Annotated in this window: 15 protein-coding genes, 1 tRNA gene, 7 rRNA genes and 1 riboswitch; of the genes, 1 reads left to right on the forward strand and 22 read right to left on the reverse strand. The window is 37.9% G+C overall.

What is annotated here, in order from left to right; translation table 11 throughout:
- Positions 1–103: 103 nt before the first annotated feature.
- The 19 genes from JW646_RS08520 to ribD form a co-directional block, all read right to left on the reverse strand.
- Positions 104–1,611, reverse strand: a 16S ribosomal RNA gene (locus JW646_RS08520).
- Positions 1,612–2,136: 525 nt separating this feature from the next.
- On the reverse strand, positions 2,137–2,274 hold the full coding sequence (locus JW646_RS08525) for a hypothetical protein (protein ID WP_228417284.1): 138 nt from the start codon (positions 2,272–2,274) through the stop codon (positions 2,137–2,139).
- 435 nt (positions 2,275–2,709) lie between these two features.
- Positions 2,710–2,826: ribosomal RNA gene (rrf, locus tag JW646_RS08530) — 5S ribosomal RNA — on the reverse strand.
- Between the two features lie 137 nt (positions 2,827–2,963).
- Positions 2,964–5,865, reverse strand: a 23S ribosomal RNA gene (locus JW646_RS08535).
- Between the two features lie 143 nt (positions 5,866–6,008).
- Positions 6,009–6,084: transfer RNA gene (locus JW646_RS08540), tRNA-Ala, on the reverse strand.
- Between the two features lie 110 nt (positions 6,085–6,194).
- Positions 6,195–7,696: ribosomal RNA gene (locus tag JW646_RS08545) — 16S ribosomal RNA — on the reverse strand.
- Positions 7,697–8,218: 522 nt separating this feature from the next.
- Positions 8,219–8,356: a hypothetical protein gene (locus JW646_RS08550; RefSeq protein WP_228417285.1), complete on the reverse strand. Its 138-nt coding sequence runs from the start codon at positions 8,354–8,356 to the stop codon at positions 8,219–8,221.
- A gap of 434 nt (positions 8,357–8,790) precedes the next feature.
- A 5S ribosomal RNA gene (gene rrf, locus JW646_RS08555) occupies positions 8,791–8,907 on the reverse strand.
- A gap of 210 nt (positions 8,908–9,117) precedes the next feature.
- Positions 9,118–12,017 (reverse strand): 23S ribosomal RNA (locus JW646_RS08560).
- A 194-nt stretch (positions 12,018–12,211) separates the two neighbouring features.
- Positions 12,212–13,714, reverse strand: a 16S ribosomal RNA gene (locus tag JW646_RS08565).
- The 16S, 23S and 5S rRNA genes sit together here with 1 tRNA gene alongside, the layout of an rRNA operon.
- A gap of 436 nt (positions 13,715–14,150) precedes the next feature.
- Entirely contained in the window at positions 14,151–14,867 is a 717-nt protein-coding gene (gene cwlD, locus JW646_RS08570; RefSeq protein ID WP_206925877.1) for an N-acetylmuramoyl-L-alanine amidase CwlD, read from the reverse strand.
- Positions 14,868–14,974: 107 nt separating this feature from the next.
- Complete coding sequence (locus JW646_RS08575; protein ID WP_228417286.1) at positions 14,975–17,002, reverse strand: sensor histidine kinase; 2,028 nt, start codon at positions 17,000–17,002, stop codon at positions 14,975–14,977.
- A gap of 16 nt (positions 17,003–17,018) precedes the next feature.
- Positions 17,019–17,213 carry a hypothetical protein gene (locus JW646_RS08580; protein ID WP_074920392.1) on the reverse strand — a complete coding sequence of 65 codons (195 nt, stop codon included), beginning with the start codon at positions 17,211–17,213 and terminating at the stop codon, positions 17,019–17,021.
- A complete protein-coding gene (locus tag JW646_RS08585) occupies positions 17,200–17,901 on the reverse strand; it encodes a response regulator transcription factor (RefSeq protein WP_148558553.1) in 702 nt (233 codons plus the stop codon). Before JW646_RS08585 ends, JW646_RS08580 begins: the two co-directional genes overlap by 14 nt.
- Before the next feature lie 169 nt (positions 17,902–18,070).
- Positions 18,071–18,256: a hypothetical protein gene (locus JW646_RS08590; RefSeq protein WP_228417287.1), complete on the reverse strand. Its 186-nt coding sequence runs from the start codon at positions 18,254–18,256 to the stop codon at positions 18,071–18,073.
- Positions 18,257–18,397: 141 nt separating this feature from the next.
- The gene (gene ribH, locus JW646_RS08595) at positions 18,398–18,865 is read right to left on the reverse strand and encodes a 6,7-dimethyl-8-ribityllumazine synthase (protein ID WP_074920389.1); all 468 of its coding nucleotides are present in this window, start codon (positions 18,863–18,865) and stop codon (positions 18,398–18,400) included.
- Positions 18,866–18,952: 87 nt separating this feature from the next.
- Positions 18,953–20,152 carry a bifunctional 3,4-dihydroxy-2-butanone-4-phosphate synthase/GTP cyclohydrolase II gene (locus tag JW646_RS08600; RefSeq protein ID WP_228417288.1) on the reverse strand — a complete coding sequence of 400 codons (1,200 nt, stop codon included), beginning with the start codon at positions 20,150–20,152 and terminating at the stop codon, positions 18,953–18,955.
- A gap of 11 nt (positions 20,153–20,163) precedes the next feature.
- Entirely contained in the window at positions 20,164–20,811 is a 648-nt protein-coding gene (ribE, locus tag JW646_RS08605) for a riboflavin synthase (protein ID WP_148558550.1), read from the reverse strand.
- Entirely contained in the window at positions 20,796–21,899 is a 1,104-nt protein-coding gene (ribD, locus tag JW646_RS08610) for a bifunctional diaminohydroxyphosphoribosylaminopyrimidine deaminase/5-amino-6-(5-phosphoribosylamino)uracil reductase RibD (protein WP_228417289.1), read from the reverse strand. The genes ribE and ribD overlap by 16 nt, the downstream gene beginning before the upstream one ends.
- Before the next feature lie 180 nt (positions 21,900–22,079).
- A riboswitch (FMN riboswitch) is annotated at positions 22,080–22,196 on the reverse strand.
- A 158-nt stretch (positions 22,197–22,354) separates the two neighbouring features.
- Between ribD and JW646_RS08615 the strand changes: the two genes are divergently transcribed.
- On the forward strand, positions 22,355–22,813 hold the full coding sequence (locus JW646_RS08615) for a rubrerythrin family protein (protein WP_331478085.1): 459 nt from the start codon (positions 22,355–22,357) through the stop codon (positions 22,811–22,813).
- Positions 22,814–23,093: 280 nt separating this feature from the next.
- On the opposite strand, the gene rpsI is transcribed toward JW646_RS08615, so the two are convergent.
- The 3 genes from rpsI to truA form a co-directional block, all read right to left on the reverse strand.
- Positions 23,094–23,486 carry a 30S ribosomal protein S9 gene (rpsI, locus tag JW646_RS08620; protein WP_026255080.1) on the reverse strand — a complete coding sequence of 131 codons (393 nt, stop codon included), beginning with the start codon at positions 23,484–23,486 and terminating at the stop codon, positions 23,094–23,096.
- 27 nt (positions 23,487–23,513) lie between these two features.
- Positions 23,514–23,942, reverse strand: a complete 429-nt coding sequence (gene rplM / locus JW646_RS08625; RefSeq protein ID WP_018590401.1) for a 50S ribosomal protein L13 — start codon at positions 23,940–23,942, stop codon at positions 23,514–23,516.
- Positions 23,943–24,060: 118 nt separating this feature from the next.
- Complete coding sequence (truA, locus tag JW646_RS08630) at positions 24,061–24,792, reverse strand: tRNA pseudouridine(38-40) synthase TruA (RefSeq protein WP_228417290.1); 732 nt, start codon at positions 24,790–24,792, stop codon at positions 24,061–24,063.
- Between the last annotated feature and the right edge of the window lie 10 nt (positions 24,793–24,802).

Here is a 24,802-nt window from a genome sequence, read left to right on the forward strand (position 1 = left end):
TAAATGTTATGCAGTTTTCAAAGTACTATAGCACTTACTAAATAAGTACTAATTGAGTGTTCAAAGAACCCTCAAAATTAAACAGTAGGTTAATTCTCCCTAGAAAGGAGGTGATCCAGCCGCACCTTCCGATACGGCTACCTTGTTACGACTTCACCCCAGTTATTGATTTCACCTTCGACACTCGCTTCCCAAAAGGGTTAGCTAAGTGGCTTCGGGCGCCCCCAACTTCCGTGGTGTGACGGGCGGTGTGTACAAGACCCGGGAACGCATTCACCGCAGCATTCTGATCTGCGATTACTAGTAACTCCAGCTTCATGTAGGCGAGTTTCAGCCTACAATCCGAACTGAGAATGGCTTTAAGGGATTAGCTCGGCCTCACGACTTGGCTGCCCTCTGTACCACCCATTGTAGCACGTGTGTAGCCCTAAGCATAAGGGGCATGATGATTTGACGTCATCCCCACCTTCCTCCAGGTTATCCCTGGCAGTCCCTCTAGAGTGCCCAACTTAATGCTGGCAACTAAAGGCAAGGGTTGCGCTCGTTGCGGGACTTAACCCAACATCTCACGACACGAGCTGACGACAACCATGCACCACCTGTCACTTCTGTCCCCGAAGGGAAAAATGCGATTAGGCATCGGTCAAAAGGATGTCAAGCTTAGGTAAGGTTCTTCGCGTTGCTTCGAATTAAACCACATGCTCCGCTACTTGTGCGGGTCCCCGTCAATTCCTTTGAGTTTCACTCTTGCGAGCGTACTCCCCAGGCGGAGTACTTAATGCGTTAGCTGCGGCACCGAGGGGGGGGTAACCCCCGACACCTAGTACTCATCGTTTACGGCGTGGACTACCAGGGTATCTAATCCTGTTTGCTCCCCACGCTTTCGTGCCTCAGTGTCAGTTACAGTCCAGAAAGCCGCCTTCGCTACTGGTGTTCCTCCTAATATCTACGCATTTCACCGCTACACTAGGAATTCCACTTTCCTCTCCTGCACTCAAGTTTTCCAGTTTCAAGAGCTTACTACGGTTGAGCCGTAGCCTTTCACTCCTGACTTAAAAAAACCACCTACGCACCCTTTACGCCCAGTAAATCCGGATAACGCTAGCCCCCTACGTATTACCGCGGCTGCTGGCACGTAGTTAGCCGGGGCTTCCTCCTCAAGTACCGTCATTATCTTCCTTGAGGACAGAGTTTTACGACCCGAAGGCCTTCATCACTCACGCGGCGTTGCTGCATCAGGCTTTCGCCCATTGTGCAATATTCCCCACTGCTGCCTCCCGTAGGAGTTTGGACCGTGTCTCAGTTCCAATGTGGCCGATCACCCTCTCAGGTCGGCTACTGATCGTCGCCTTGGTAAGCCATTACCTTACCAACTAGCTAATCAGACGCGGGTCCATCTCATACCGCCGGAGCTTTGATAAGAAATCCATGTGAATCTCTTATATTATCCTGTATTAGCATACCTTTCGGTATGTTATCCATGTGTATGAGGCAGGTTACCCACGCGTTACTCACCCGTCCGCCGCTCTTTACCGAAGTAAATCGCTCGACTTGCATGTGTTAGGCACGCCGCCAGCGTTCATCCTGAGCCAGGATCAAACTCTCATAAAAAAGTTGTCCATCGCTCAGACTAATCATTATCTGAATATCTGGCTTGGTTTGTTTGTTGTTTCAGTTTAATTCTTAAAGAATTAATTTATTGTTAACCTACTGTTTAATTTTCAAAGTTCTTTGCTTGTTTCAGCTTCTTTATTTTACCAAAGCTGTTTTTATTTGTCAACTACTTTTTATAAGAAGTTTTTCGTTGACGTTTTGTCCCTGTCTCAAGGACAAGTAATACTATATCATCCTATTAATTAATGGTCAATAGTTTTTTTAAAGTTTTTTTTATAGTATAATTTCACAAAAAAATTATTAACACGACATTTATATTTTATCCACATTATAAACAGGCTCAAATCTGCCTATATCATCAACTAACAGTTTTTATTCACATATAATGGTTGGTAATGTTAATAACTTTTTTGTATTTTTTACTAAAATAATAATTATTTGTTATTAAATATTTTATTCACATCTATTAATATACTCAAAGTAAAAACAATTATTCTTATCTTAATAATTATTTAATTATAATTAATTGCCCCTTGTTCCTATATTTAATTTATTTAAATGTACAAAAGCTACAATATGAAAATCAATAAATATTTTTGTTCTACATGAAGATCCAACTGTTTTTTGTAATATAAATTTATCAAGTACGGCATTCGCCAATATGGCATCTGAAAGTATATTACCTCATTTACTAAATAGTTGATTTATTTTAATTATAGTACTTAAGCCTTCTTTCTTATTATAAGTATTTATTGAATTTCGAATTAAATCATTACAAGTAATAAAATATGCGAAGTTACCTTCACGGTCATCCTTTGTTCATTTGGCATAAATAAATGTATTTTTACTACACCAGTAATTATATAGAACCGTACACTTTCCTTAAAATATAGATGTGTCAATGGTCTAAAGTACTTTTTTCCTTTATTGGCGGTCTATACAGACTACATTGAATGGAATTGGATTGCAAGCTGTATGATTACCCAATATTTGATAACTGAATTTGTATTTTTTAATAGGATAAGAAATCTTAAATTATATAAAAAGACACACCACAAAGGTGTGCCTAAAATATTTTTAACAACAAAAAAAATTACGTGGCTACGTGCTACTCTCCCAGGGGGTCGCCCCCCAAGTACCATCGCCGCTTAAGAGCTTAACTTCTGTGTTCGGAATGGGAACAGGTGTATCCTCTTTGCTATAATAACCACATAAAATTCATTACACTCATATCGCCAACGATATTTCTTTGCTTTTGCTTCAGAAAAATCCGTTGCTCAAAGTGTTTTTAAGTATTAACTTTTGTTAGTACTTTCAAAACTGCTAACATTTAATGTTTCCATTATTTTTTGGTCAAGTCCTCGACCTATTAGTATCAGTAAGCTACATATGTTACCACACTTCCACCTCTGACCTATCAACCATGTAGTCTTCATGGGGTCTTAACCTTACGGTGGGAAATCTTATCTCGAAGTAGGCTTCGCGCTTAGATGCTTTCAGCGCTTATCCTTTCCGTACTTAGCTACCCAGCTATGCCCTTGGCAGAACAACTGGTACACCAGCGGTACGTCCATCCCGGTCCTCTCGTACTAAGGACAGGTCTCCTCAAATTTCCTACGCCTGCGACGGATAGGGACCGAACTGTCTCACGACGTTCTGAACCCAGCTCGCGTACCACTTTAATGGGCGAACAGCCCAACCCTTGGGACCTACTACAGCCCCAGGATGTGATGAGCCGACATCGAGGTGCCAAACCTCCCCGTCGATGTGGACTCTTGGGGGAGATCAGCCTGTTATCCCCAGGGTAGCTTTTATCCGTTGAGCGATGGCCCTTCCATGCGGTACCACCGGATCACTAAGTCCGACTTTCGTCCTTGCTCGACCTGTATGTCTTGCAATCAAGCTCTCTTCTGCCTTTACACTCTACGTACGATTTCCGACCGTACTGAGAGAACCTTTGAGCGCCTCCGTTACTCTTTAGGAGGCGACCGCCCCAGTCAAACTGTCCACCTGACAGTGTCCCACTACCTGATTCAAGGCAGCTGGTTAGAATCCCAGTACTACAAGGGTGGTATCCCAAGGATGGCTCCACACAGACTGACGTCCATGCTTCATAGCCTCCCACCTATCCTGTACATGTAGCACCGAGACTCAATGTCAAGCTACAGTAAAGCTCCATGGGGTCTTTCCGTCCTGTCGCAGGTAACCGGCATCTTCACCGGTATTACAATTTCACCCAGTCTGTTGTTGAGACAGTGCCCAAATCGTTACGCCTTTCGTGCGGGTCGGAACTTACCCGACAAGGAATTTCGCTACCTTAGGACCGTTATAGTTACGGCCGCCGTTTACTGGGGCTTAAGTTCACTGCTTCGGTTACCCTAACAGATCCCCTTAACCTTCCAGCACCGGGCAGGCGTCAGCTCCTATACATCGTCTTGCGACTTAGCAGAAACCTATGTTTTTGGTAAACAGTCGCTTGGGCCTATTCTCTGCGGCCATGTTTCCATGGCACCCCTTCTCCCTAAGTTACGGGGTCATTTTGCCGAGTTCCTTAACAACAGTTCTCTGGCTGGCCTTAGGATACTCTCCTCACCCACCTGTGTCGGTTTGCGGTACAGGCACCTTTAACCTCGATAGAGACTTTTCTCGACAGTGTGAAATCAGCTACTTCGCTACTAAATTTCGCTCCGCATCGTACCCCAGCATTATTCAGGCGGATTTGCCTACCTGAACTGCCTCAATACTTGCCCGCACATAACCAACAGTGCGGTTAGCTTATCCTACTGTGTCATCCCATTTCTCAAACGGTTATTGGTGGTACAGGAATATCAACCTGTTGTCCATCACCTACGCCTTTCGGCCTCGGCTTAGGTCCTGACTAACCCAGGGCGGACGAACCTTCCCCTGGAAACCTTGGGTTTACGGCCTGTGGGATTCTCACCCACATCTCGCTACTCATGCCAACATTCTCACTTCTATACAGTCCACATCTCCTTACGGTAATGCTTCAATCCGTATAGAAAGCTCTCCTACCCATCATAAATGATGCCGTAGCTTCGGTAGTACGTTTTAGCCCCGGAAATTTTCGGCGCAGGATCACTCGACCAGTGAGCTATTACGCACTCTTTAAATGAGTGGCTGCTTCTAAGCCAACATCCTGGTTGTCTGTGCAATCCCACATCCTTTACCACTTAACGTACATTTAGGGACCTTAGCTGACGATCTGGGCTGTTGCCCTTTTGACTATGAATCTTATCACCCACAGTCTGACTCCCAAGCATAAGAATACGGTATTCGGAGTTTGATAGTCTTCGGTAAGTGCAATACCCCCCTAGGACATTCAGTGCTCTACCCCCGTTTCTCTAAATCTTGAGGCTAGCCCTAAAGCTATTTCGGAGAGAACCAGCTATCTCCGGGCTCGATTGGAATTTCACCGCTATCCACAGGTCATCCCCGAGCTTTTCAACGCTCGTGGGTTCGGTCCTCCACGAAATTTTACTTTCGCTTCAACCTGCCCATGGATAGGTCGCCCGGTTTCGGGTCTACGTCAACTAACTATACGCCCAGTTAAGACTCGCTTTCGCTGCGGCTCCACACCTTAAGTGCTTAACCTTGCTAGGTAACGTAACTCGTTGGCCCGTTCTACAAAAAAGTACGCAGTCACACAAATAATGTGCTCCTACAGCTTGTAAGTGTAGGGTTTCAGGTTCTATTTCACTCCCCTCCCGGGGTTCTTTTCACCTTTCCCTCACGGTACTATACGCTATCGGTCACTAGGTAGTATTTAGGCTTGGAGGATGGTCCCTCCTGCTTCCCACAGGGTTTCACGTGTCCCGTGGTACTCTGGATCATATCTGAAGTCTTCTTGTTTTGACTACGTGGCTTTTACACTTTATAGCGGAGCTTTCCAACTCTCTTCGTCTACAATAGCCTCTTCGTTATGATATGTCCGCAACCCCAGTGAAGAAAACTTCACTGGTTTGGCCTGTTCCGCGTTCGCTCGCCGCTACTTACGGAATCGAATTTCTTTCTCTTCCTCCGGGTACTTAGATGTTTCAGTTCCCCGGGTTCCCCTCGTATAGCTATGTATTCACTATACGATACTTAGACATTACTCTAAGTGAGTTTCCTCATTCGGAAATCTTGGGATCACAGTTTACGTGCAACTCCCCCAAGCTTATCGCAGCTTATCGCGTCCTTCATCGGCTCCTAGTGCCAAGGCATTCGCCCTACACCCTTAATAACTTGACCAGTTATTAAAGTTGATATTTTTAAAAGTTATCTTCTTTATATGATATATTTTTTAAGAAGTTTATCTTCTTCTTTATATAATGTCATATCACTAAATGTTATGCAGTTTTCAAAGTACTAGGTACTTAACAAGTAAGTACAAATGGTGGAGATAAACGGGATCGAACCGTTGACCCCCTGCGTGCAAGGCAGGTGCTCTCCCAGCTGAGCTATACCCCCATATGTTTTTTCAACAAAATATATTATAATCACTTTGTCGAATTTCGTCAATATTTTTTTGTAAGAGTTAAAGAACCCTCAAAATTAAACAGTAGGTTAATTCTCCCTAGAAAGGAGGTGATCCAGCCGCACCTTCCGATACGGCTACCTTGTTACGACTTCACCCCAGTTATTGATTTCACCTTCGACACTCGCTTCCCAAAAGGGTTAGCTAAGTGGCTTCGGGCGCCCCCAACTTCCGTGGTGTGACGGGCGGTGTGTACAAGACCCGGGAACGCATTCACCGCAGCATTCTGATCTGCGATTACTAGTAACTCCAGCTTCATGTAGGCGAGTTTCAGCCTACAATCCGAACTGAGAATGGCTTTAAGGGATTAGCTCGGCCTCACGACTTGGCTGCCCTCTGTACCACCCATTGTAGCACGTGTGTAGCCCTAAGCATAAGGGGCATGATGATTTGACGTCATCCCCACCTTCCTCCAGGTTATCCCTGGCAGTCCCTCTAGAGTGCCCAACTTAATGCTGGCAACTAAAGGCAAGGGTTGCGCTCGTTGCGGGACTTAACCCAACATCTCACGACACGAGCTGACGACAACCATGCACCACCTGTCACTTCTGTCCCCGAAGGAAAAAATGCGATTAGGCATCGGTCAAAAGGATGTCAAGCTTAGGTAAGGTTCTTCGCGTTGCTTCGAATTAAACCACATGCTCCGCTACTTGTGCGGGTCCCCGTCAATTCCTTTGAGTTTCACTCTTGCGAGCGTACTCCCCAGGCGGAGTACTTAATGCGTTAGCTGCGGCACCGAGGGGTAACCCCGACACCTAGTACTCATCGTTTACGGCGTGGACTACCAGGGTATCTAATCCTGTTTGCTCCCCACGCTTTCGTGCCTCAGTGTCAGTTACAGTCCAGAAAGCCGCCTTCGCTACTGGTGTTCCTCCTAATATCTACGCATTTCACCGCTACACTAGGAATTCCACTTTCCTCTCCTGCACTCAAGTTTTCCAGTTTCAAGAGCTTACTACGGTTGAGCCGTAGCCTTTCACTCCTGACTTAAAAAACCACCTACGCACCCTTTACGCCCAGTAAATCCGGATAACGCTAGCCCCCTACGTATTACCGCGGCTGCTGGCACGTAGTTAGCCGGGGCTTCCTCCTCAAGTACCGTCATTATCTTCCTTGAGGACAGAGTTTTACGACCCGAAGGCCTTCATCACTCACGCGGCGTTGCTGCATCAGGCTTTCGCCCATTGTGCAATATTCCCCACTGCTGCCTCCCGTAGGAGTTTGGACCGTGTCTCAGTTCCAATGTGGCCGATCACCCTCTCAGGTCGGCTACTGATCGTCGCCTTGGTAAGCCATTACCTTACCAACTAGCTAATCAGACGCGGGTCCATCTCATACCGCCGGAGCTTTGATAAAAAATCCATGTGAATCTCTTATATTATCCTGTATTAGCATACCTTTCGGTATGTTATCCATGTGTATGAGGCAGGTTACCCACGCGTTACTCACCCGTCCGCCGCTCTTTACCGAAGTAAATCGCTCGACTTGCATGTGTTAGGCACGCCGCCAGCGTTCATCCTGAGCCAGGATCAAACTCTCATAAAAAAGTTGTCCATCGCTCAGACTAATCATTATCTGAATATCTGGCTTGGTTTGTTTGTTGTTTCAGTTTAATTCTTAAAGAATTAATTTATTGTTAACCTACTGTTTAATTTTCAAAGTTCTTTGCTTGTTTCAGCTTCTTTATCTTACCAAAGCTGTTTTTATTTGTCAACTACTTTTTATAAGAAGTTTTTCGTTGACGTTTTGTCCCTGTCTCAAGGACAAGTAATACTATATCATCCTATTAATTAATGGTCAATAGTTTTTTTAAAGTTTTTTTATAGTATAATTTCACAAAAAATTATCCACACAACATTTATATTTTATCCACATTATAAACAGGCTCAAATCTGCCTATATCATCAACTAATAGTTTTTATTCACATATAATGGTTGATAGTGTTAATAACTTTTTTTATTTTTTACTAAAATAATAATTATTTGTTATTAAATATTTTATTCACATCTATTAATATACTCAAAGTAAAAACAATTATTCTTATCTTAATAATTATTTAATTATAATTAATTGCCCCTTGTTCCTATATTTAATTTATTTAAATATACAAAAGCTACAATATGAAAATCAATAAATATTTTTGTTCTACATGAAGATCCAACAGTTTTTTGTAATATAAATTTATCAGGTACGGCATTCGCCAATATGGCATCTGAAAGTATATTACCTCATTTACTAAATAGTTGATTTATTTTAATTATAGTACTTAAGCCTTCTTTCTTATTATAAGTATTTATTGAATTTCGAATTAAATCATTACAAGTAATAAAATATGCGAAGTTACCTTCACGGTCATCCTTTGTTCATTTGGAATAAATAAATGTATTTTTACTACACCGGTAATTATATAGAACCGTACACTTTCCTTAAAATATAAATGTGTCAACGGTCTAAAGTACTTTTTTCCTTTATTGGCGGTCTATACAGACTACATAGAATGGAATTGGATTGCAAGCTGTATGATTACCCAATATTTGATAACTGAATTTGTATTTTTTAATAGGATAAGAAATCTTAAATTATATAAAAAGACACACCACAAAGGTGTGCCTAAAATATTTTTAACAACAAAAAAATTACGTGGCTACGTGCTACTCTCCCAGGGGGTCGCCCCCCAAGTACCATCGCCGCTCAAGAGCTTAACTTCTGTGTTCGGAATGGGAACAGGTGTATCCTCTTTGCTATAATAACCACATAAAATTCATTACACTCATATCGCCAACGATATTTCTTTGCTTTCGCTTCAGAAAAATCCGTTGCTCAAAGTGTTTTAAGTATTAACTTTTGTTAGTACTTTCAAAACTGCTAACATTTAATGTTTCCATTATATTTTTTAGCAACTTAAATCTTCCTTATAATTATATAATCAAAGATTTAGTTGGCGATATAAACCTTTCGGTTTATTTTGGTCAAGTCCTCGACCTATTAGTATCAGTAAGCTACATATGTTACCACACTTCCACCTCTGACCTATCAACCATGTAGTCTTCATGGGGTCTTAACCTTGCGGTGGGAAATCTTATCTCGAAGTAGGCTTCGCGCTTAGATGCTTTCAGCGCTTATCCTTTCCGTACTTAGCTACCCAGCTATGCCCTTGGCAGAACAACTGGTACACCAGCGGTACGTCCATCCCGGTCCTCTCGTACTAAGGACAGGTCTCCTCAAATTTCCTACGCCTGCGACGGATAGGGACCGAACTGTCTCACGACGTTCTGAACCCAGCTCGCGTACCACTTTAATGGGCGAACAGCCCAACCCTTGGGACCTACTACAGCCCCAGGATGTGATGAGCCGACATCGAGGTGCCAAACCTCCCCGTCGATGTGGACTCTTGGGGGAGATCAGCCTGTTATCCCCAGGGTAGCTTTTATCCGTTGAGCGATGGCCCTTCCATGCGGTACCACCGGATCACTAAGTCCGACTTTCGTCCTTGCTCGACCTGTATGTCTTGCAATCAAGCTCTCTTCTGCCTTTACACTCTACGTACGATTTCCGACCGTACTGAGAGAACCTTTGAGCGCCTCCGTTACTCTTTAGGAGGCGACCGCCCCAGTCAAACTGTCCACCTGACAGTGTCCCACTACCTGATTCAAGGCAGCTGGTTAGAATCCCAGTACTACAAGGGTGGTATCCCAAGGATGGCTCCACACAGACTGACGTCCATGCTTCATAGCCTCCCACCTATCCTGTACATGTAGCACCGAGACTCAATGTCAAGCTACAGTAAAGCTCCATGGGGTCTTTCCGTCCTGTCGCAGGTAACCGGCATCTTCACCGGTATTACAATTTCACCCAGTCTGTTGTTGAGACAGTGCCCAAATCGTTACGCCTTTCGTGCGGGTCGGAACTTACCCGACAAGGAATTTCGCTACCTTAGGACCGTTATAGTTACGGCCGCCGTTTACTGGGGCTTAAGTTCACTGCTTCGGTTACCCTAACAGATCCCCTTAACCTTCCAGCACCGGGCAGGCGTCAGCTCCTATACATCGTCTTGCGACTTAGCAGAAACCTATGTTTTTGGTAAACAGTCGCTTGGGCCTATTCTCTGCGGCCATGTTTCCATGGCACCCCTTCTCCCTAAGTTACGGGGTCATTTTGCCGAGTTCCTTAACAACAGTTCTCTGGCTGGCCTTAGGATACTCTCCTCACCCACCTGTGTCGGTTTGCGGTACAGGCACCTTTAACCTCGATAGAGACTTTTCTCGACAGTGTGAAATCAGCTACTTCGCTACTAAATTTCGCTCCGCATCGTACCCCAGCATTATTCAGGCGGATTTGCCTACCTGAACTGCCTCAATACTTGCCCGCACATAACCAACAGTGCGGTTAGCTTATCCTACTGTGTCATCCCATTTCTCAAACGGTTATTGGTGGTACAGGAATATCAACCTGTTGTCCATCACCTACGCCTTTCGGCCTCGGCTTAGGTCCTGACTAACCCAGGGCGGACGAACCTTCCCCTGGAAACCTTGGGTTTACGGCCTGTGGGATTCTCACCCACATCTCGCTACTCATGCCAACATTCTCACTTCTATACAGTCCACATCTCCTTACGGTAATGCTTCAATCCGTATAGAAAGCTCTCCTACCCATCATAAATGATGCCGTAGCTTCGGTAGTACGTTTTAGCCCCGGAAATTTTCGGCGCAGGATCACTCGACCAGTGAGCTATTACGCACTCTTTAAATGAGTGGCTGCTTCTAAGCCAACATCCTGGTTGTCTGTGCAATCCCACATCCTTTACCACTTAACGTACATTTAGGGACCTTAGCTGACGATCTGGGCTGTTGCCCTTTTGACTATGAATCTTATCACCCACAGTCTGACTCCCAAGCATAAGAATACGGTATTCGGAGTTTGATAGTCTTCGGTAAGTGCAATACCCCCTAGGACATTCAGTGCTCTACCCCCGTTTCTCTAAATCTTGAGGCTAGCCCTAAAGCTATTTCGGAGAGAACCAGCTATCTCCGGGCTCGATTGGAATTTCACCGCTATCCACAGGTCATCCCCGAGCTTTTCAACGCTCGTGGGTTCGGTCCTCCACGAAATTTTACTTTCGCTTCAACCTGCCCATGGATAGGTCGCCCGGTTTCGGGTCTACGTCAACTAACTATACGCCCAGTTAAGACTCGCTTTCGCTGCGGCTCCACACCTTAAGTGCTTAACCTTGCTAGGTAACGTAACTCGTTGGCCCGTTCTACAAAAAGTACGCAGTCACACAAATAATGTGCTCCTACAGCTTGTAAGTGTAGGGTTTCAGGTTCTATTTCACTCCCCTCCCGGGGTTCTTTTCACCTTTCCCTCACGGTACTATACGCTATCGGTCACTAGGTAGTATTTAGGCTTGGAGGATGGTCCCTCCTGCTTCCCACAGGGTTTCACGTGTCCCGTGGTACTCTGGATCATATCTGAAGTCTTCTTGTTTTGACTACGTGGCTTTTACACTTTATAGCGGAGCTTTCCAACTCTCTTCGTCTACAATAGCCTCTTCGTTATGATATGTCCGCAACCCCAGTGAAGAAAACTTCACTGGTTTGGCCTGTTCCGCGTTCGCTCGCCGCTACTTACGGAATCGAATTTCTTTCTCTTCCTCCGGGTACTTAGATGTTTCAGTTCCCCGGGTTCCCCTCATATAGCTATGTATTCACTATACGATACTTAGACATTACTCTAAGTGAGTTTCCTCATTCGGAAATCTTGGGATCACAGTTTACGTGCAACTCCCCCAAGCTTATCGCAGCTTATCGCGTCCTTCATCGGCTCCTAGTGCCAAGGCATTCGCCCTACACCCTTAATAACTTGACCAGTTATTAAAGTTGATATTTTTAAAAGTTATCTTCTTTATATGATATATTTTTTAAGAAGTTTATCTTCTTCTTTATATAATGTCATATCACTAAATGTTATGCAGTTTTCAAAGTACTAAGTACTTAACAAGTAAGTACTAATTGAGTGTTCAAAGAACCCTCAAAATTAAACAGTAGGTTAATTCTCCCTAGAAAGGAGGTGATCCAGCCGCACCTTCCGATACGGCTACCTTGTTACGACTTCACCCCAGTTATTGATTTCACCTTCGACACTCGCTTCCCAAAAGGGTTAGCTAAGTGGCTTCGGGCGCCCCCAACTTCCGTGGTGTGACGGGCGGTGTGTACAAGACCCGGGAACGCATTCACCGCAGCATTCTGATCTGCGATTACTAGTAACTCCAGCTTCATGTAGGCGAGTTTCAGCCTACAATCCGAACTGAGAATGGCTTTAAGGGATTAGCTCGGCCTCACGACTTGGCTGCCCTCTGTACCACCCATTGTAGCACGTGTGTAGCCCTAAGCATAAGGGGCATGATGATTTGACGTCATCCCCACCTTCCTCCAGGTTATCCCTGGCAGTCCCTCTAGAGTGCCCAACTTAATGCTGGCAACTAAAGGCAAGGGTTGCGCTCGTTGCGGGACTTAACCCAACATCTCACGACACGAGCTGACGACAACCATGCACCACCTGTCACTTCTGTCCCCGAAGGAAAAATGCGATTAGGCATCGGTCAAAAGGATGTCAAGCTTAGGTAAGGTTCTTCGCGTTGCTTCGAATTAAACCACATGCTCCGCTACTTGTGCGGGTCCCCGTCAATTCCTTTGAGTTTCACTCTTGCGAGCGTACTCCCCAGGCGGAGTACTTAATGCGTTAGCTGCGGCACCGAGGGGGGTAACCCCCGACACCTAGTACTCATCGTTTACGGCGTGGACTACCAGGGTATCTAATCCTGTTTGCTCCCCACGCTTTCGTGCCTCAGTGTCAGTTACAGTCCAGAAAGCCGCCTTCGCTACTGGTGTTCCTCCTAATATCTACGCATTTCACCGCTACACTAGGAATTCCACTTTCCTCTCCTGCACTCAAGTTTTCCAGTTTCAAGAGCTTACTACGGTTGAGCCGTAGCCTTTCACTCCTGACTTAAAAAACCACCTACGCACCCTTTACGCCCAGTAAATCCGGATAACGCTAGCCCCTACGTATTACCGCGGCTGCTGGCACGTAGTTAGCCGGGGCTTCCTCCTCAAGTACCGTCATTATCTTCCTTGAGGACAGAGTTTTACGACCCGAAGGCCTTCATCACTCACGCGGCGTTGCTGCATCAGGCTTTCGCCCATTGTGCAATATTCCCCACTGCTGCCTCCCGTAGGAGTTTGGACCGTGTCTCAGTTCCAATGTGGCCGATCACCCTCTCAGGTCGGCTACTGATCGTCGCCTTGGTAAGCCATTACCTTACCAACTAGCTAATCAGACGCGGGTCCATCTCATACCGCCGGAGCTTTGATAAAAAATCCATGTGAATCTCTTATATTATCCTGTATTAGCATACCTTTCGGTATGTTATCCATGTGTATGAGGCAGGTTACCCACGCGTTACTCACCCGTCCGCCGCTCTTTACCGAAGTAAATCGCTCGACTTGCATGTGTTAGGCACGCCGCCAGCGTTCATCCTGAGCCAGGATCAAACTCTCATAAAAAAGTTGTCCATTGCTCAGACTAATCATTATCTGAATATCTGGCTTGGTTTGTTTGTTGTTTCAGTTTAATTCTTAAAGAATTAATTTATTGTTAACCTACTGTTTAATTTTCAAAGTTCTTTGCTTGTTTCAGCTTCTTTATCTTACCAAAGCTGTTTTTATTTGTCAACTACTTTTTATAAGAAGTTTTTCGTTGACGTTTTGTCCCTGTCTCAAGGACAAGTATTACTTTACCATTTTAAATAAAATACGTCAACACTTTTTACAAAAGTTTTTTTATACATTTTAATTTTATAAACATATTATATACTCTTAACATAGTAATACGCCAATTTTTTAACAATTTCACTTTTTATATTTTTATATAATATTAAATATAAAAAGTTATAAAATCAAACAGATTTTATAACTTTTTATATGAGTATGTAGTTTAATTTTAATTATTTTCACTAAAATATTTTTGTATGCCAACATAAATAGCCCATGCTATCTGGTCTTGATATTCTTCATCATTTAATAACTTCGCCTCTTTGTCATTAGAAAGAAACCCACATTCTATTAATGTAGAAGGTATCTGGTTATCTTTTATTAAGTAAATATCATTACTAGGCTTTATTTGTCTATTATTTGTCTTATCTACTACCCTTTTTAGTTCACTTTGAATATAAGTTGCTAGTTTTTTATCATCTTCTTTTCCTGATGGGTAAAAAGTTTGTGCACCATAATATTTAGATGATTGAGGAAATTTATTAAGATGTATAGATACAAACATATCTGCTGAAGATTCATTAATTATTTTTTTCCTATTTCTCAAATTTTCATTATATTTTTGTCTAATAGTTTTTCCTGCTTCTTCAGTATATAAGCTTGTGTCATCATTTCTTGTCAATATTACTGCTGCACCACTAGCTTCTAATAATTCTTTTACTTTCTTTGTTATTTTCAAATTAACATCTTTTTCTTTAATGGATTCATCATTAGTCATAGACCCTGGGTCTATTCCCCCATGCCCTGCATCTACAATTATTGTTTTACTGGTTATTGGCATTAGTTTAATTACATCTTCTGAAGCAGTTTTTATTTCTATTATTGATACTATTATCAATGCCAATGATATTATTCCAAATATTATTTTTTTACTTAATTTGCTCACATTATCACCCCATATATTTATATTGAGGTTTATCTTGATTTATTACTTTATTTCAATTAAAAAGGGACATACTATGAAAGTATGTTCCCTATATATTTAAACTAAAATTATCTCATTATATCGAACTCAACTATAGACTTAAACAAATCTCCATCTATATCTATAGAGAAAGTTCCTCCTTGTAAGTTAACTAGATCCCTGGCTATAGCAAGACCTAGTCCACTACCTTCTGTATTTCTAGAATCATCAGCCCTTTTAAATCTTTCCATTATTTCTTCCGGGTCAAAATTCAATTCATAAGAAGATATATTTTTCATTGTCAATTTAACCTTGTCATCTTCTTCAATTATATCTATATATACTCTTGTGTTTGGTAAAGAATACTTAGATATATTAATTAATAAGTTTTCAAGAACTCTATATAATCTTCGTCCATCTGCTTTTACATAAGTTTTAGCTTCTGGTATATTTATCTTTAAGTCTAAGTTAGCTTCTGATAATTTTTCTTCCATCTCTCCAATAGATTGTCTTAATAATTGAGTAAGATCTATTTTTTCCATATTTAATTCTATATTTCCACTACTAGCTTTACTAGCTTCAAATAAATCTTCTATTAATATCTTTAATCTTTTTGATTTTGAATCTAATACATTTACGTAGTCTTTTAAATACTCTGGACTAATACTTTCTTCTTTTTTTATTAATTCTACATAGTTTATTATTGAAGTTAGCGGAGTTTTCAAATCATGGGATACATTTGTAATAAGCTCGGATTTCATTCTTTCACTTTTTAGTTGGTTATCTATCGCTTTGTCTAGACCATCTCTTATATTATTTATATTATCTGCTAAAGTTGTAAAATTATCTTCACCTATTAATTTTAGCTTATGATGAATATCTCCATTTTTTATTCTCTGAGTACCATCCATTATATATGACAGGTACCACAACTTTTTCAATATATAATAAGATAGTCCACCTATTGTTAAAATGGATGATATAATTACGACAAAAAAATTATAGCTGTCCATTGCAATTATCATTAAAAATAAATTAGCTATTATGCATACTATAGTTAATCCTACTATTCTTTTTGATAGAGGCATACTTCTTGTAAGTTTTGATGTCTTTACTAATATTTTTTTAGAAAAGTTAAATACTCTATAAACAAAAGTTGTCTTGAAGAAATCTAACTTGTTATCATAGCTATTTACTTGCTTGTTAAATATATAAAGCACAGTACAAATAAAACCTATACCTAAAAAACTAAATGTAAAGCTACTAACCAAGTCATAATAATAATCAATACTTTGTATTACAAATACTACTGCACATATTAACCCTACTATATATAATTCTAAAGGTATAAATTTACTAAGTTTCAACCAAAAACTATCTTTATCAAATAGTTCAGCTTTGCTTCTTTTATATAAAAATGTGCATATTATTCCTAATACAAGTGAAAAAGCTAAAGTTGCTGATATTATTTGAACAAATACTACCTCTCTATTGAAATTACTTTTTGTTTCATATATTCTGTCATATACACCAGAATCACGTTCAAAGTTTTCAGGGATGGACATATATATTTCACCATTTTTTAATTGCATAACAGGTCCTAATTCATCATTTACATTTGAGTCTTTATATTCATTATTGTTGAATGTTTTAGAATAGCCAACATTATGACCTTTTGATGATATTATTACATCACATTCTCCTTTGTATTTATTTTTAAATTCTTTCGATGTCTTACTATCTGTATTTGTATAAATCTCATCTGTATCTTTATTTATAATAAAATAATTAAGGTTTGAGATTTGTTTCAATTCTTCCCTTGAATATATCCTTCGTTCTTTTGTATCATTTGCATCTTCATCAGATGAATTTTTATCTTCTTTTTCTACGCTTCCACTTGCAATGGATGTTAAATAGCTCATTAAGTTATTATCAAAAGCCCTACTCTTATAAAACTCATCTTCTATAGCAAATTGTCCTTTATGCATATAGCTTGTGAATACTCCTGCACCTTTAACAAATAAATTAATTGTTGTAGGTATCATTGCTAAAAATGCTGATATACATATAAATATAATTACTAAGTTAATAAACTTAAATCCTTTATTACCTTTCATATAATCTCCTTTTTCTTTAAAATCTTAATGCTTTATATAACATGTAATTTAAAATAAATATAACTACTGTATCTATAAATATATTCATGCCACCATAATTGAAACATATTATAATTCCTATTATCTGAGTTATGGCAAACATTAGTAATACAAATATAAAATTAAACATTAAGCTTCTTTCTCTAAATACTTTCCTATTATAGTTTTTCAATTTTGTATCCCACTCCCCATACTACTTTTAAATATCTTGGTTCTTTTGGATTTATCTCAATTTTTTCTCTTATTCTTCTAATATGAACTGCTACCGTATTTTCCACATTAAAACTTTCTTCATTCCATACTTTTTCATATATTTCATCTATAGAAAACACCCTTCCTTTATTAGCAAGAAGTAAGTTTAATATTTTAAACTCTATAGGAGTTACCTTTACTATTTGTCCATCTACTTTTACTTCTTTTGTAGATGTATTTAACTCTAAACCACCACTACTTAATACTTCTTTATTATTTATGTTTTCATTATTATAAGTTCCTAATGCCACATATCTTCTTAAGTTGGATTTCACTCTAGCTATAAGTTCTAACAAATTAAACGGCTTTGTTATATAGTCATCTGCTCCTATATTAAGTCCCATTATTTTGTCTGTATCTTCACTCTTTGCTGAAACTAAAATTATTGGTATATTTTTTTCTTCTCTTATTTTTATTGTTGCTTTTATTCCATCTAGTTTTGGCATCATTATATCCATAAGTATTAGATGCACATCTTTGTTTACTAATACATCTAAAGCTTCTACTCCGTTATATGCTTTATATACGTTGTAACCTTCATTTCGTAAAAATATATCTATTGATTCAACTATTTCTTTATCATCATCAACTACTAATATATTGTACATTTGCATCATCTCCTTTATACAATTCATTATCACTTGTATTATACACTAGAATTACATTCTTTTATAACTTTCGGTTTTTTTAATATGTATTTATATTCATATGTATAAATTATAAAATCAACAAGTGTAAATAATGAGTTTATTAAAAGGTTATCAATTCCCGCATACCTTACACCTTTAATAAGGCTATTGTGTATATGCTTAACAATACCTCCTGAATAATTTGTTTTACTTTAAATTTTCTTCTTTTATTAGTTAAATACAGGATTACTAAAATTGTTAAATATATTATTGCTCCTACAATTAGGTTTTTATTTTCTATCAATGCACTTTTCCATATGTATTGATTAAGCATATTAATCTTCACCTCCTATATTTTTTACTATACTAATATAATAGAATAAATTTCTTACATTATAGTCACTCTATTTCTTAAGGAATTCTTACAAAAAAACTCACAGCAAAATGCTATGAGTTTCTAATCAGTCAATATCCTCTACGCTTCTATTTCTCTTATTAAATTAATCATTTCTATGGCTCCTACTGCACAATCAAATCCTTTATTTCCTGCTTTAGTTCCTGCACGCTCTATTGCTTGCTCTATATTTTCTGTAGTTATAACTCCAAACATTACTGGTATATCGCTGTTTAATGATACATGAGCAATTCCTTTTGATACTTCACTACATACATAATCATAGTGAGTTGTATTTCCGCGAATTACTGCTCCTAAGCATATTATTGCATCATATTTTTTACTTTTTGCCATTTTTGATGCTATTAAAGGTATTTCAAATGCTCCTGGCACCCATGCAACTTCTATATTCTCTTCATCTACATCATGTCGTTTTAGAGCATCTACCGCTCCACCTAATAACTTAGATGTTATAAACTCATTAAAACGAGCTGCTATTATACCTATTTTTACATCTTTTGATACTAACTTTCCTTCATATATTCTCATACTTTTTATCTCCTTTTATAATTAAAATTTTATTTTTCCTTAAGCTACAGCTAAGGCATCTCCTTGGTGATATGATCAAAATATATTTTAATAATTTAAAATATGACCCATTTTTTCTTGCTTTGTTTTTAAATAAAATACATCATTTGTAGTTGGATTCATTTGTATTGGTACTCTTTCTACAATTTCTATGCCAAATCCTGATAGGCCATATATTTTTTCAGGATTATTTGTAAGTAGTCTTAAAGTTTTCGCTCCTAGGTCTCTTAATATTTGAGCTCCTATAAAGTATTCTCTCATATCCCCTTCAAATCCAAGAGCCAAATTAGCTTCTAAAGTATCCATGCCTTGATCTTGTAATTCATAAGCACGAAGTTTATTTATAAGACCTATACCACGTCCTTCTTGTCTCATATAAAGAAGTATTCCTCTTCCTTCCTCCTCTATTTGTCTCATAGCAACAGCAAATTGTTCTCCACAATCACATCTTTGTGAACCAAAAGCATCTCCCGTTAAGCACTCTGAGTGTACACGACACAATATATTTTTCCCGTTACTTATATCTCCCTTTACTAAAGCTACATGATGTTCTCCATTTAATTTATTTATATATCCATATGCTCTAAAATCTCCATAAGCTGTTGGCATTTTTGTATTAGCTACACATTTTACAAGATTGTCATGTTTTTTCCTATAATCTTGTAAATCTTTTATGGTTATAAATTTTATGTCCCATTTTTTAGATAACTCTATTAATTCTGTTGTACGCATCATAGTTCCATCATCTCTCATAATTTCGCAACATAACCCACATTCTTTAAGTCCTGCTAATTTCATTAAATCAACAGTAGCTTCTGTATGGCCGTTGCGCTCCAACACACCATTTTCTTTAGCCAAAAGCGGAAACATATGACCCGGTCTACGAAAATCTTCTGGCTTAGAATTTTCATCCACACATTTCATAGCTGTTATGCTTCTTTCTAGAGCAGATATTCCAGTCACTGTATCCACATAATCTATGGAAACTGTAAATGCAGTACTATGATTGTCTGTATTATTTGATACCATTTGAGTAAGTTGTAATTTATCACAAATTTCTTTGCTCATAGGCATACATATAAGGCCTTTGGCATGAGTAGCCATAAAATTCACATTTTCTGTTGTCGCAAATTCAGCCGCACATATAAAATCGCCTTCATTTTCTCTATCTTCATCATCAGTAACAATTATTATTTTTCCTTCACGAAGATCTTGTAAAGCTTCTTCTACTTTATTAAACTCAAACATTCTTGCTCCTCCTAAAAACCATTATTTATTAAGAAATCCATTGTTATATTACTTTCATCTTTTTTGTTTTTTTCAAAAGTTATTAACTTTTCCACATACTTCCCTATAATATCATTCTCGATATTCACAATATCCCCAACTAACCTGTGGGAAAGTATAGTTTCCTGTGATGTGTGAGGAATAATCGATACACTAAAACTATTTTCATTTACATTTACAACAGTTAAACTTATTCCATCTATAGCAATAGATCCTTTTTCTACTATATATTTTATTAAGTTGTTTTCCACTGTCACTGTGTACCAAATTGCATTATCATCTCTTTTAATTTTTATTATTTTTCCAGTTCCATCGATATGCCCTGATACAATGTGACCACCAAACCTACCACTTGCAGACATTGCTCTTTCTAAATTTACATAACTTCCATTTTGCAAACTATCCAATGAAGATCTACTCAGAGTTTCATTCATTACATCTGCTGTAAAAATTTCGTTGCTAAATGTAGTTACAGTAAGGCACACACCATTTACAGAAATACTATCCCCTATATTAATATCTTCAAATATTTTTTTACCTTGTATAGTAATAATTGAAGATTTATTATTTTTTTTTACATTTTTTATTATTCCTATTTCCTCTATTATTCCGGTGAACATTCATGTACCACCTCACTTTCTATCAATATATCTTCATCTAATTTTATTACTTTTGTATTTTTTAAATAAAATGAATTCTCAGGATTATCTACTCCTATGCCTGATACTGGAGATTTGGCATTTATGCCTCCAAATATTTTAGGTGCAATATAAGTATGAACTTTATTAACTATTCCACTTTTTAATGCTGACCAATTTAAAGCTCCCCCACCTTCTAAAAGAATGCTATCTATTTGTTCTTCTCCTAATATAATCATTAATTCTCTCAAATCAATATGATCATCTTTTTTAGGTACAACTATAACCCTACATCCTTTATCTTTGTATATTTTTTGTTTATCTATATCACTTTCACTCGTTGCTATTATTGTTGGTATCTCATGAGCTGTACTTACTAATTTGCTCTCAATAGGCGTCCTTAGATTAGTGTCACATATTATTCTTGTAGGATTTTTTCTATTATCTAATCTACAGTTAAGCATGGGATCATCTAATAATACAGTTCCTACTCCCACCATTATTCCACTATATTTATGTCTATCTTCATGTACTTTTTTTCTCGAAACTTCTCCTGTTATCCATTTAGACTGATTAGTATAAGTTGCAATTTTACCATCCATTGTCATTGCGTACTTCATTACAACATAAGGTATTTTTGTATTTATATAATGAAAAAAAACTTCATTTAGAGCATCACATTCTTCTTTTAAAAATCCATCTACAACTTCAACTCCATTATTATGAAGCTCCTTTATTCCTTTTCCTCTTACCAATGGATTGGGATCTAATGACCCTATAACAACTTTACTTATACCAGCTTCTATAATAGCCTGTGTACACGGTGGTGTTTTTCCATAATGACAACAAGGTTCTAATGTCACATATATAGTTGCTCCTTTAGGTGATTTTTTACAATTTTTAATTGCATTTCGTTCCCCATGAAACATTCCATAGGCTTGGTGATATCCCTCTCCTATTATTTCATTATCCTTTACAATAACAGCACCAACCATAGGATTGGGATTTACAAAGCCACAACCTTTTTTAGCAAGTTCTAAAGCCATTTGCATATATTTTTTATCAATCATACTTCACCTCCAATAGCATTCTTAAAAATAAAAAAGCCTTGAACAATATGTTCAAGGCAGAATTTATATAAATCAATTAATCTAATTGTATAGTTTTATTTTAAATCAAAAAACTCTGAAATGATAAATTCATTCCAGAGCATACAATTCCAATTAATAAAAATTAAATCAGATTAATTATTTCATCTTCTTTCATCCAGACTTTACTGTCGGCTTCGGAATCACACCGAATCATGCCATAATGGCTCGTGGGCTATAACCACCGGTAGGGAATTTCACCCTGCCCTGAAGATTTTATTCAATTAAGATAATCATAATTTAATATGCTTAATCTGTCAATTATATTTTTATCTTACTTATAAATGAATTTTTTAGAAAAAATACATTTTAATGTTTAAACTTTCCATTTTATGGTATAAATGTAATATTAACAAAAACAAATATTAATTATATAGATTGAATTTACTAAATCAAAGAAGAAAGTATATAATCAAATAGCTGATATCTTCGAAGAAACTGCAAATAATGAAAAAGAACATACTAAAATCTGGTTCAAGCTTTTACATGATGGAATTCCATCAACTCCAGAAAACTTAAAAGATGCTGCTTTCGGAGAAAACTACGAATGGACTGATATGTACGCTACTTTTGCGAAAGAAGCTAAAGAAGAAGGATTCGATAAAATAGCATATTTATTTGAATCTATTGGAGACATTGAAAAAGAACACGAAGAAAGATACCGTAAACTGCTTGAAAATCTGGAAAATGGAACTATATTTAAAAAAGACGGTGAAGTTTACTGGCATTGCCAAAATTGTGGTCACAAACATAAAGGCAGCATTTCACCTGAGTTATGTCCTGTTTGTAATCATCCACAGTCATACTTCCAAGTTAGAGCAGAAAACCATAAATAAGTGAGTAATTAATCTCAAATAAATAATCCCAAAACCCAATATTAAGTTAGGCTAACAACTATTAGTTGTTAGCCATTTTTTATAAACTTAAATTTTACAATCCCACATTGTAATTTTATATTGTGTATTGATTAAGTATCTAATTAAATAAATTTTATATTCGTTTATTTTATGAGAAATTGTTAGTTAAAGTTTATAATAAAAAAAGATGTATTCCAACAACTTTGTTGAAATACATCTTGTATATACAATTTGAAAAATTTCCAATATTGAATAAAAACTATCTTTTTGAGAACTGAGGCGCTCTTCTTGCAGCTTTTAAACCATATTTCTTTCTTTCTTTCATTCTTGCATCTCTTGTTAAGAATCCTTCTTTCTTTAAGTCTCCTCTTAACTCAGCATCAGCTTTTAATAAAGCTCTTGATATACCGTGTCTTATAGCTCCAGCTTGTCCAGTGAATCCTCCACCTTCAACCTTTACTATTACATCGTATTTATTTTCATTATTAGTTAAAACTAATGGTTGTTTAACATCTCTTATTAATGTTTCGTAGTTAAAATATTCATTAACATCTCTTCCATTAACTACTATATTTCCTTCACCTGCAACTAATCTAACTCTAGCTACAGAGCTTTTTCTTCTTCCTGTTCCGTAGAATTGAACTTTTTCCATGATAACTCCTCCTTTCACCTATTAATCCTATACGTTTAATTCAACTGGGTTTTGAGCTGCATGTGTATGTTCAGCACCTGCAAATACTCTTAATCTAGTCATCATTCTGCTTCTTAATTTATTTTTTGGTAACATTCCGCTAACAGCATGTGCTACTACTTCTTCTGGTTTCTTTTCCATCATTTCTCTGTAAGTTATTTCTTTTAATCCACCTACATAACCAGTGTGGTATCTATATAATTTTTGATCTAATTTCTTTCCTGTTAAAACTACTTTCGCTGCGTTTACAACAACAACAAAATCTCCACCGTCTACGTGTGGTGTAAATGTTGGTTTATGTTTTCCTCTTAATATAGTTGCTATTTCTGTAGCAAGACGACCTAATGTTTTTCCTTCAGCATCAACTACGTACCAGTTTCTTTGTACGTCAGCTGGTTTAGCTATATAACTTTTCATGGTTGTCCCTCCTTAATTTTTTAAATTTTTTATCTACCGTATATATAAAGTCCGGGGCAATGTGGACTTACTAGCACACTCTTATTCATTTTAATACAATGACCCTGGTGTGTCAAGTTTAATAATGAACTTTTTTAAGAAATAATCCGTGTGCAGGCGCGGTATGACCTGCTTCTCCCCTATCTTGCGAAGCAATTATTTCTTCCAGCGGTTTATCTATTCTTCCTCTGCCTATATCCACCAATGTTCCTACTATGATTCTAACCATATTGTATAAGAATCCATTTCCTTCCACTTCTAGAGCAATTAAGTCTCCACTTTCCTCAATTGAAATATTGTGAATAGTTCTAACTGTATCTTTTACTGATGATCCAGAACTCATAAATCCTTTAAATTCATGTGTTCCAAGTAGTGATTGAGCTTCTACGCGCATTTTTTCTATATCAAGGTCATATCTAACATGATATGATATATCCTTGTATAATGGGCTTCTATAAGGCTTATTATATATTAAATATCTATATATTTTCCCTGTTGCACTGTATCTAGAATGAAAATCATCAGATACTTCTTGGCAGTCAATTATAGATATATCCTTTGGCAACTTTGCATTTAAGGCATCAGGAATTCTAGCTGCGGGTATATTTGAGTTTGTCTTAAAGTTAGCAACTTGGCCTAAAGCATGAACACCTGCATCTGTTCTTCCAGATCCTATTATATTTACTTTTTCTCTTGTTATTTCATATATGGCATATTCTATTGTACCCTGTATACCAGAAGAGTTAGGCTGTTTTTGCCAACCACAATATTTTGTGCCATCATATTGTATAGTAAGTTTTAAATTTCTCATTTACTTCCTC

The organism is Terrisporobacter hibernicus (genome assembly GCF_020809405.1).
Lineage (GTDB): Bacteria > Bacillota > Clostridia > Peptostreptococcales > Peptostreptococcaceae > Terrisporobacter > Terrisporobacter petrolearius.

Excerpts from the sequence above, each read along its gene's own strand:
- JW646_RS08590 (WP_228417287.1), bottom strand. The coding sequence starts at position 18,256 with ATGCTTAATCAATACATATGGAAAAGTGCATTGATAGAAAATAAAAAC.
- ribD (WP_228417289.1), bottom strand. The coding sequence starts at position 21,899 with ATGATTGATAAAAAATATATGCAAATGGCTTTAGAACTTGCTAAAAAA.
- rplM (WP_018590401.1), bottom strand. The coding sequence starts at position 23,942 with ATGAAAAGTTATATAGCTAAACCAGCTGACGTACAAAGAAACTGGTAC.
- JW646_RS08600 (WP_228417288.1), bottom strand. The coding sequence starts at position 20,152 with ATGTTTGAGTTTAATAAAGTAGAAGAAGCTTTACAAGATCTTCGTGAA.
- ribE (WP_148558550.1), bottom strand. The coding sequence starts at position 20,811 with ATGTTCACCGGAATAATAGAGGAAATAGGAATAATAAAAAATGTAAAA.
- truA (WP_228417290.1), bottom strand. The coding sequence starts at position 24,792 with ATGAGAAATTTAAAACTTACTATACAATATGATGGCACAAAATATTGT.
- rpsI (WP_026255080.1), bottom strand. The coding sequence starts at position 23,486 with ATGGAAAAAGTTCAATTCTACGGAACAGGAAGAAGAAAAAGCTCTGTA.
- JW646_RS08585 (WP_148558553.1), bottom strand. The coding sequence starts at position 17,901 with ATGTACAATATATTAGTAGTTGATGATGATAAAGAAATAGTTGAATCA.
- ribH (WP_074920389.1), bottom strand. The coding sequence starts at position 18,865 with ATGAGAATATATGAAGGAAAGTTAGTATCAAAAGATGTAAAAATAGGT.
- JW646_RS08575 (WP_228417286.1), bottom strand. The coding sequence starts at position 17,002 with ATGAAAGGTAATAAAGGATTTAAGTTTATTAACTTAGTAATTATATTT.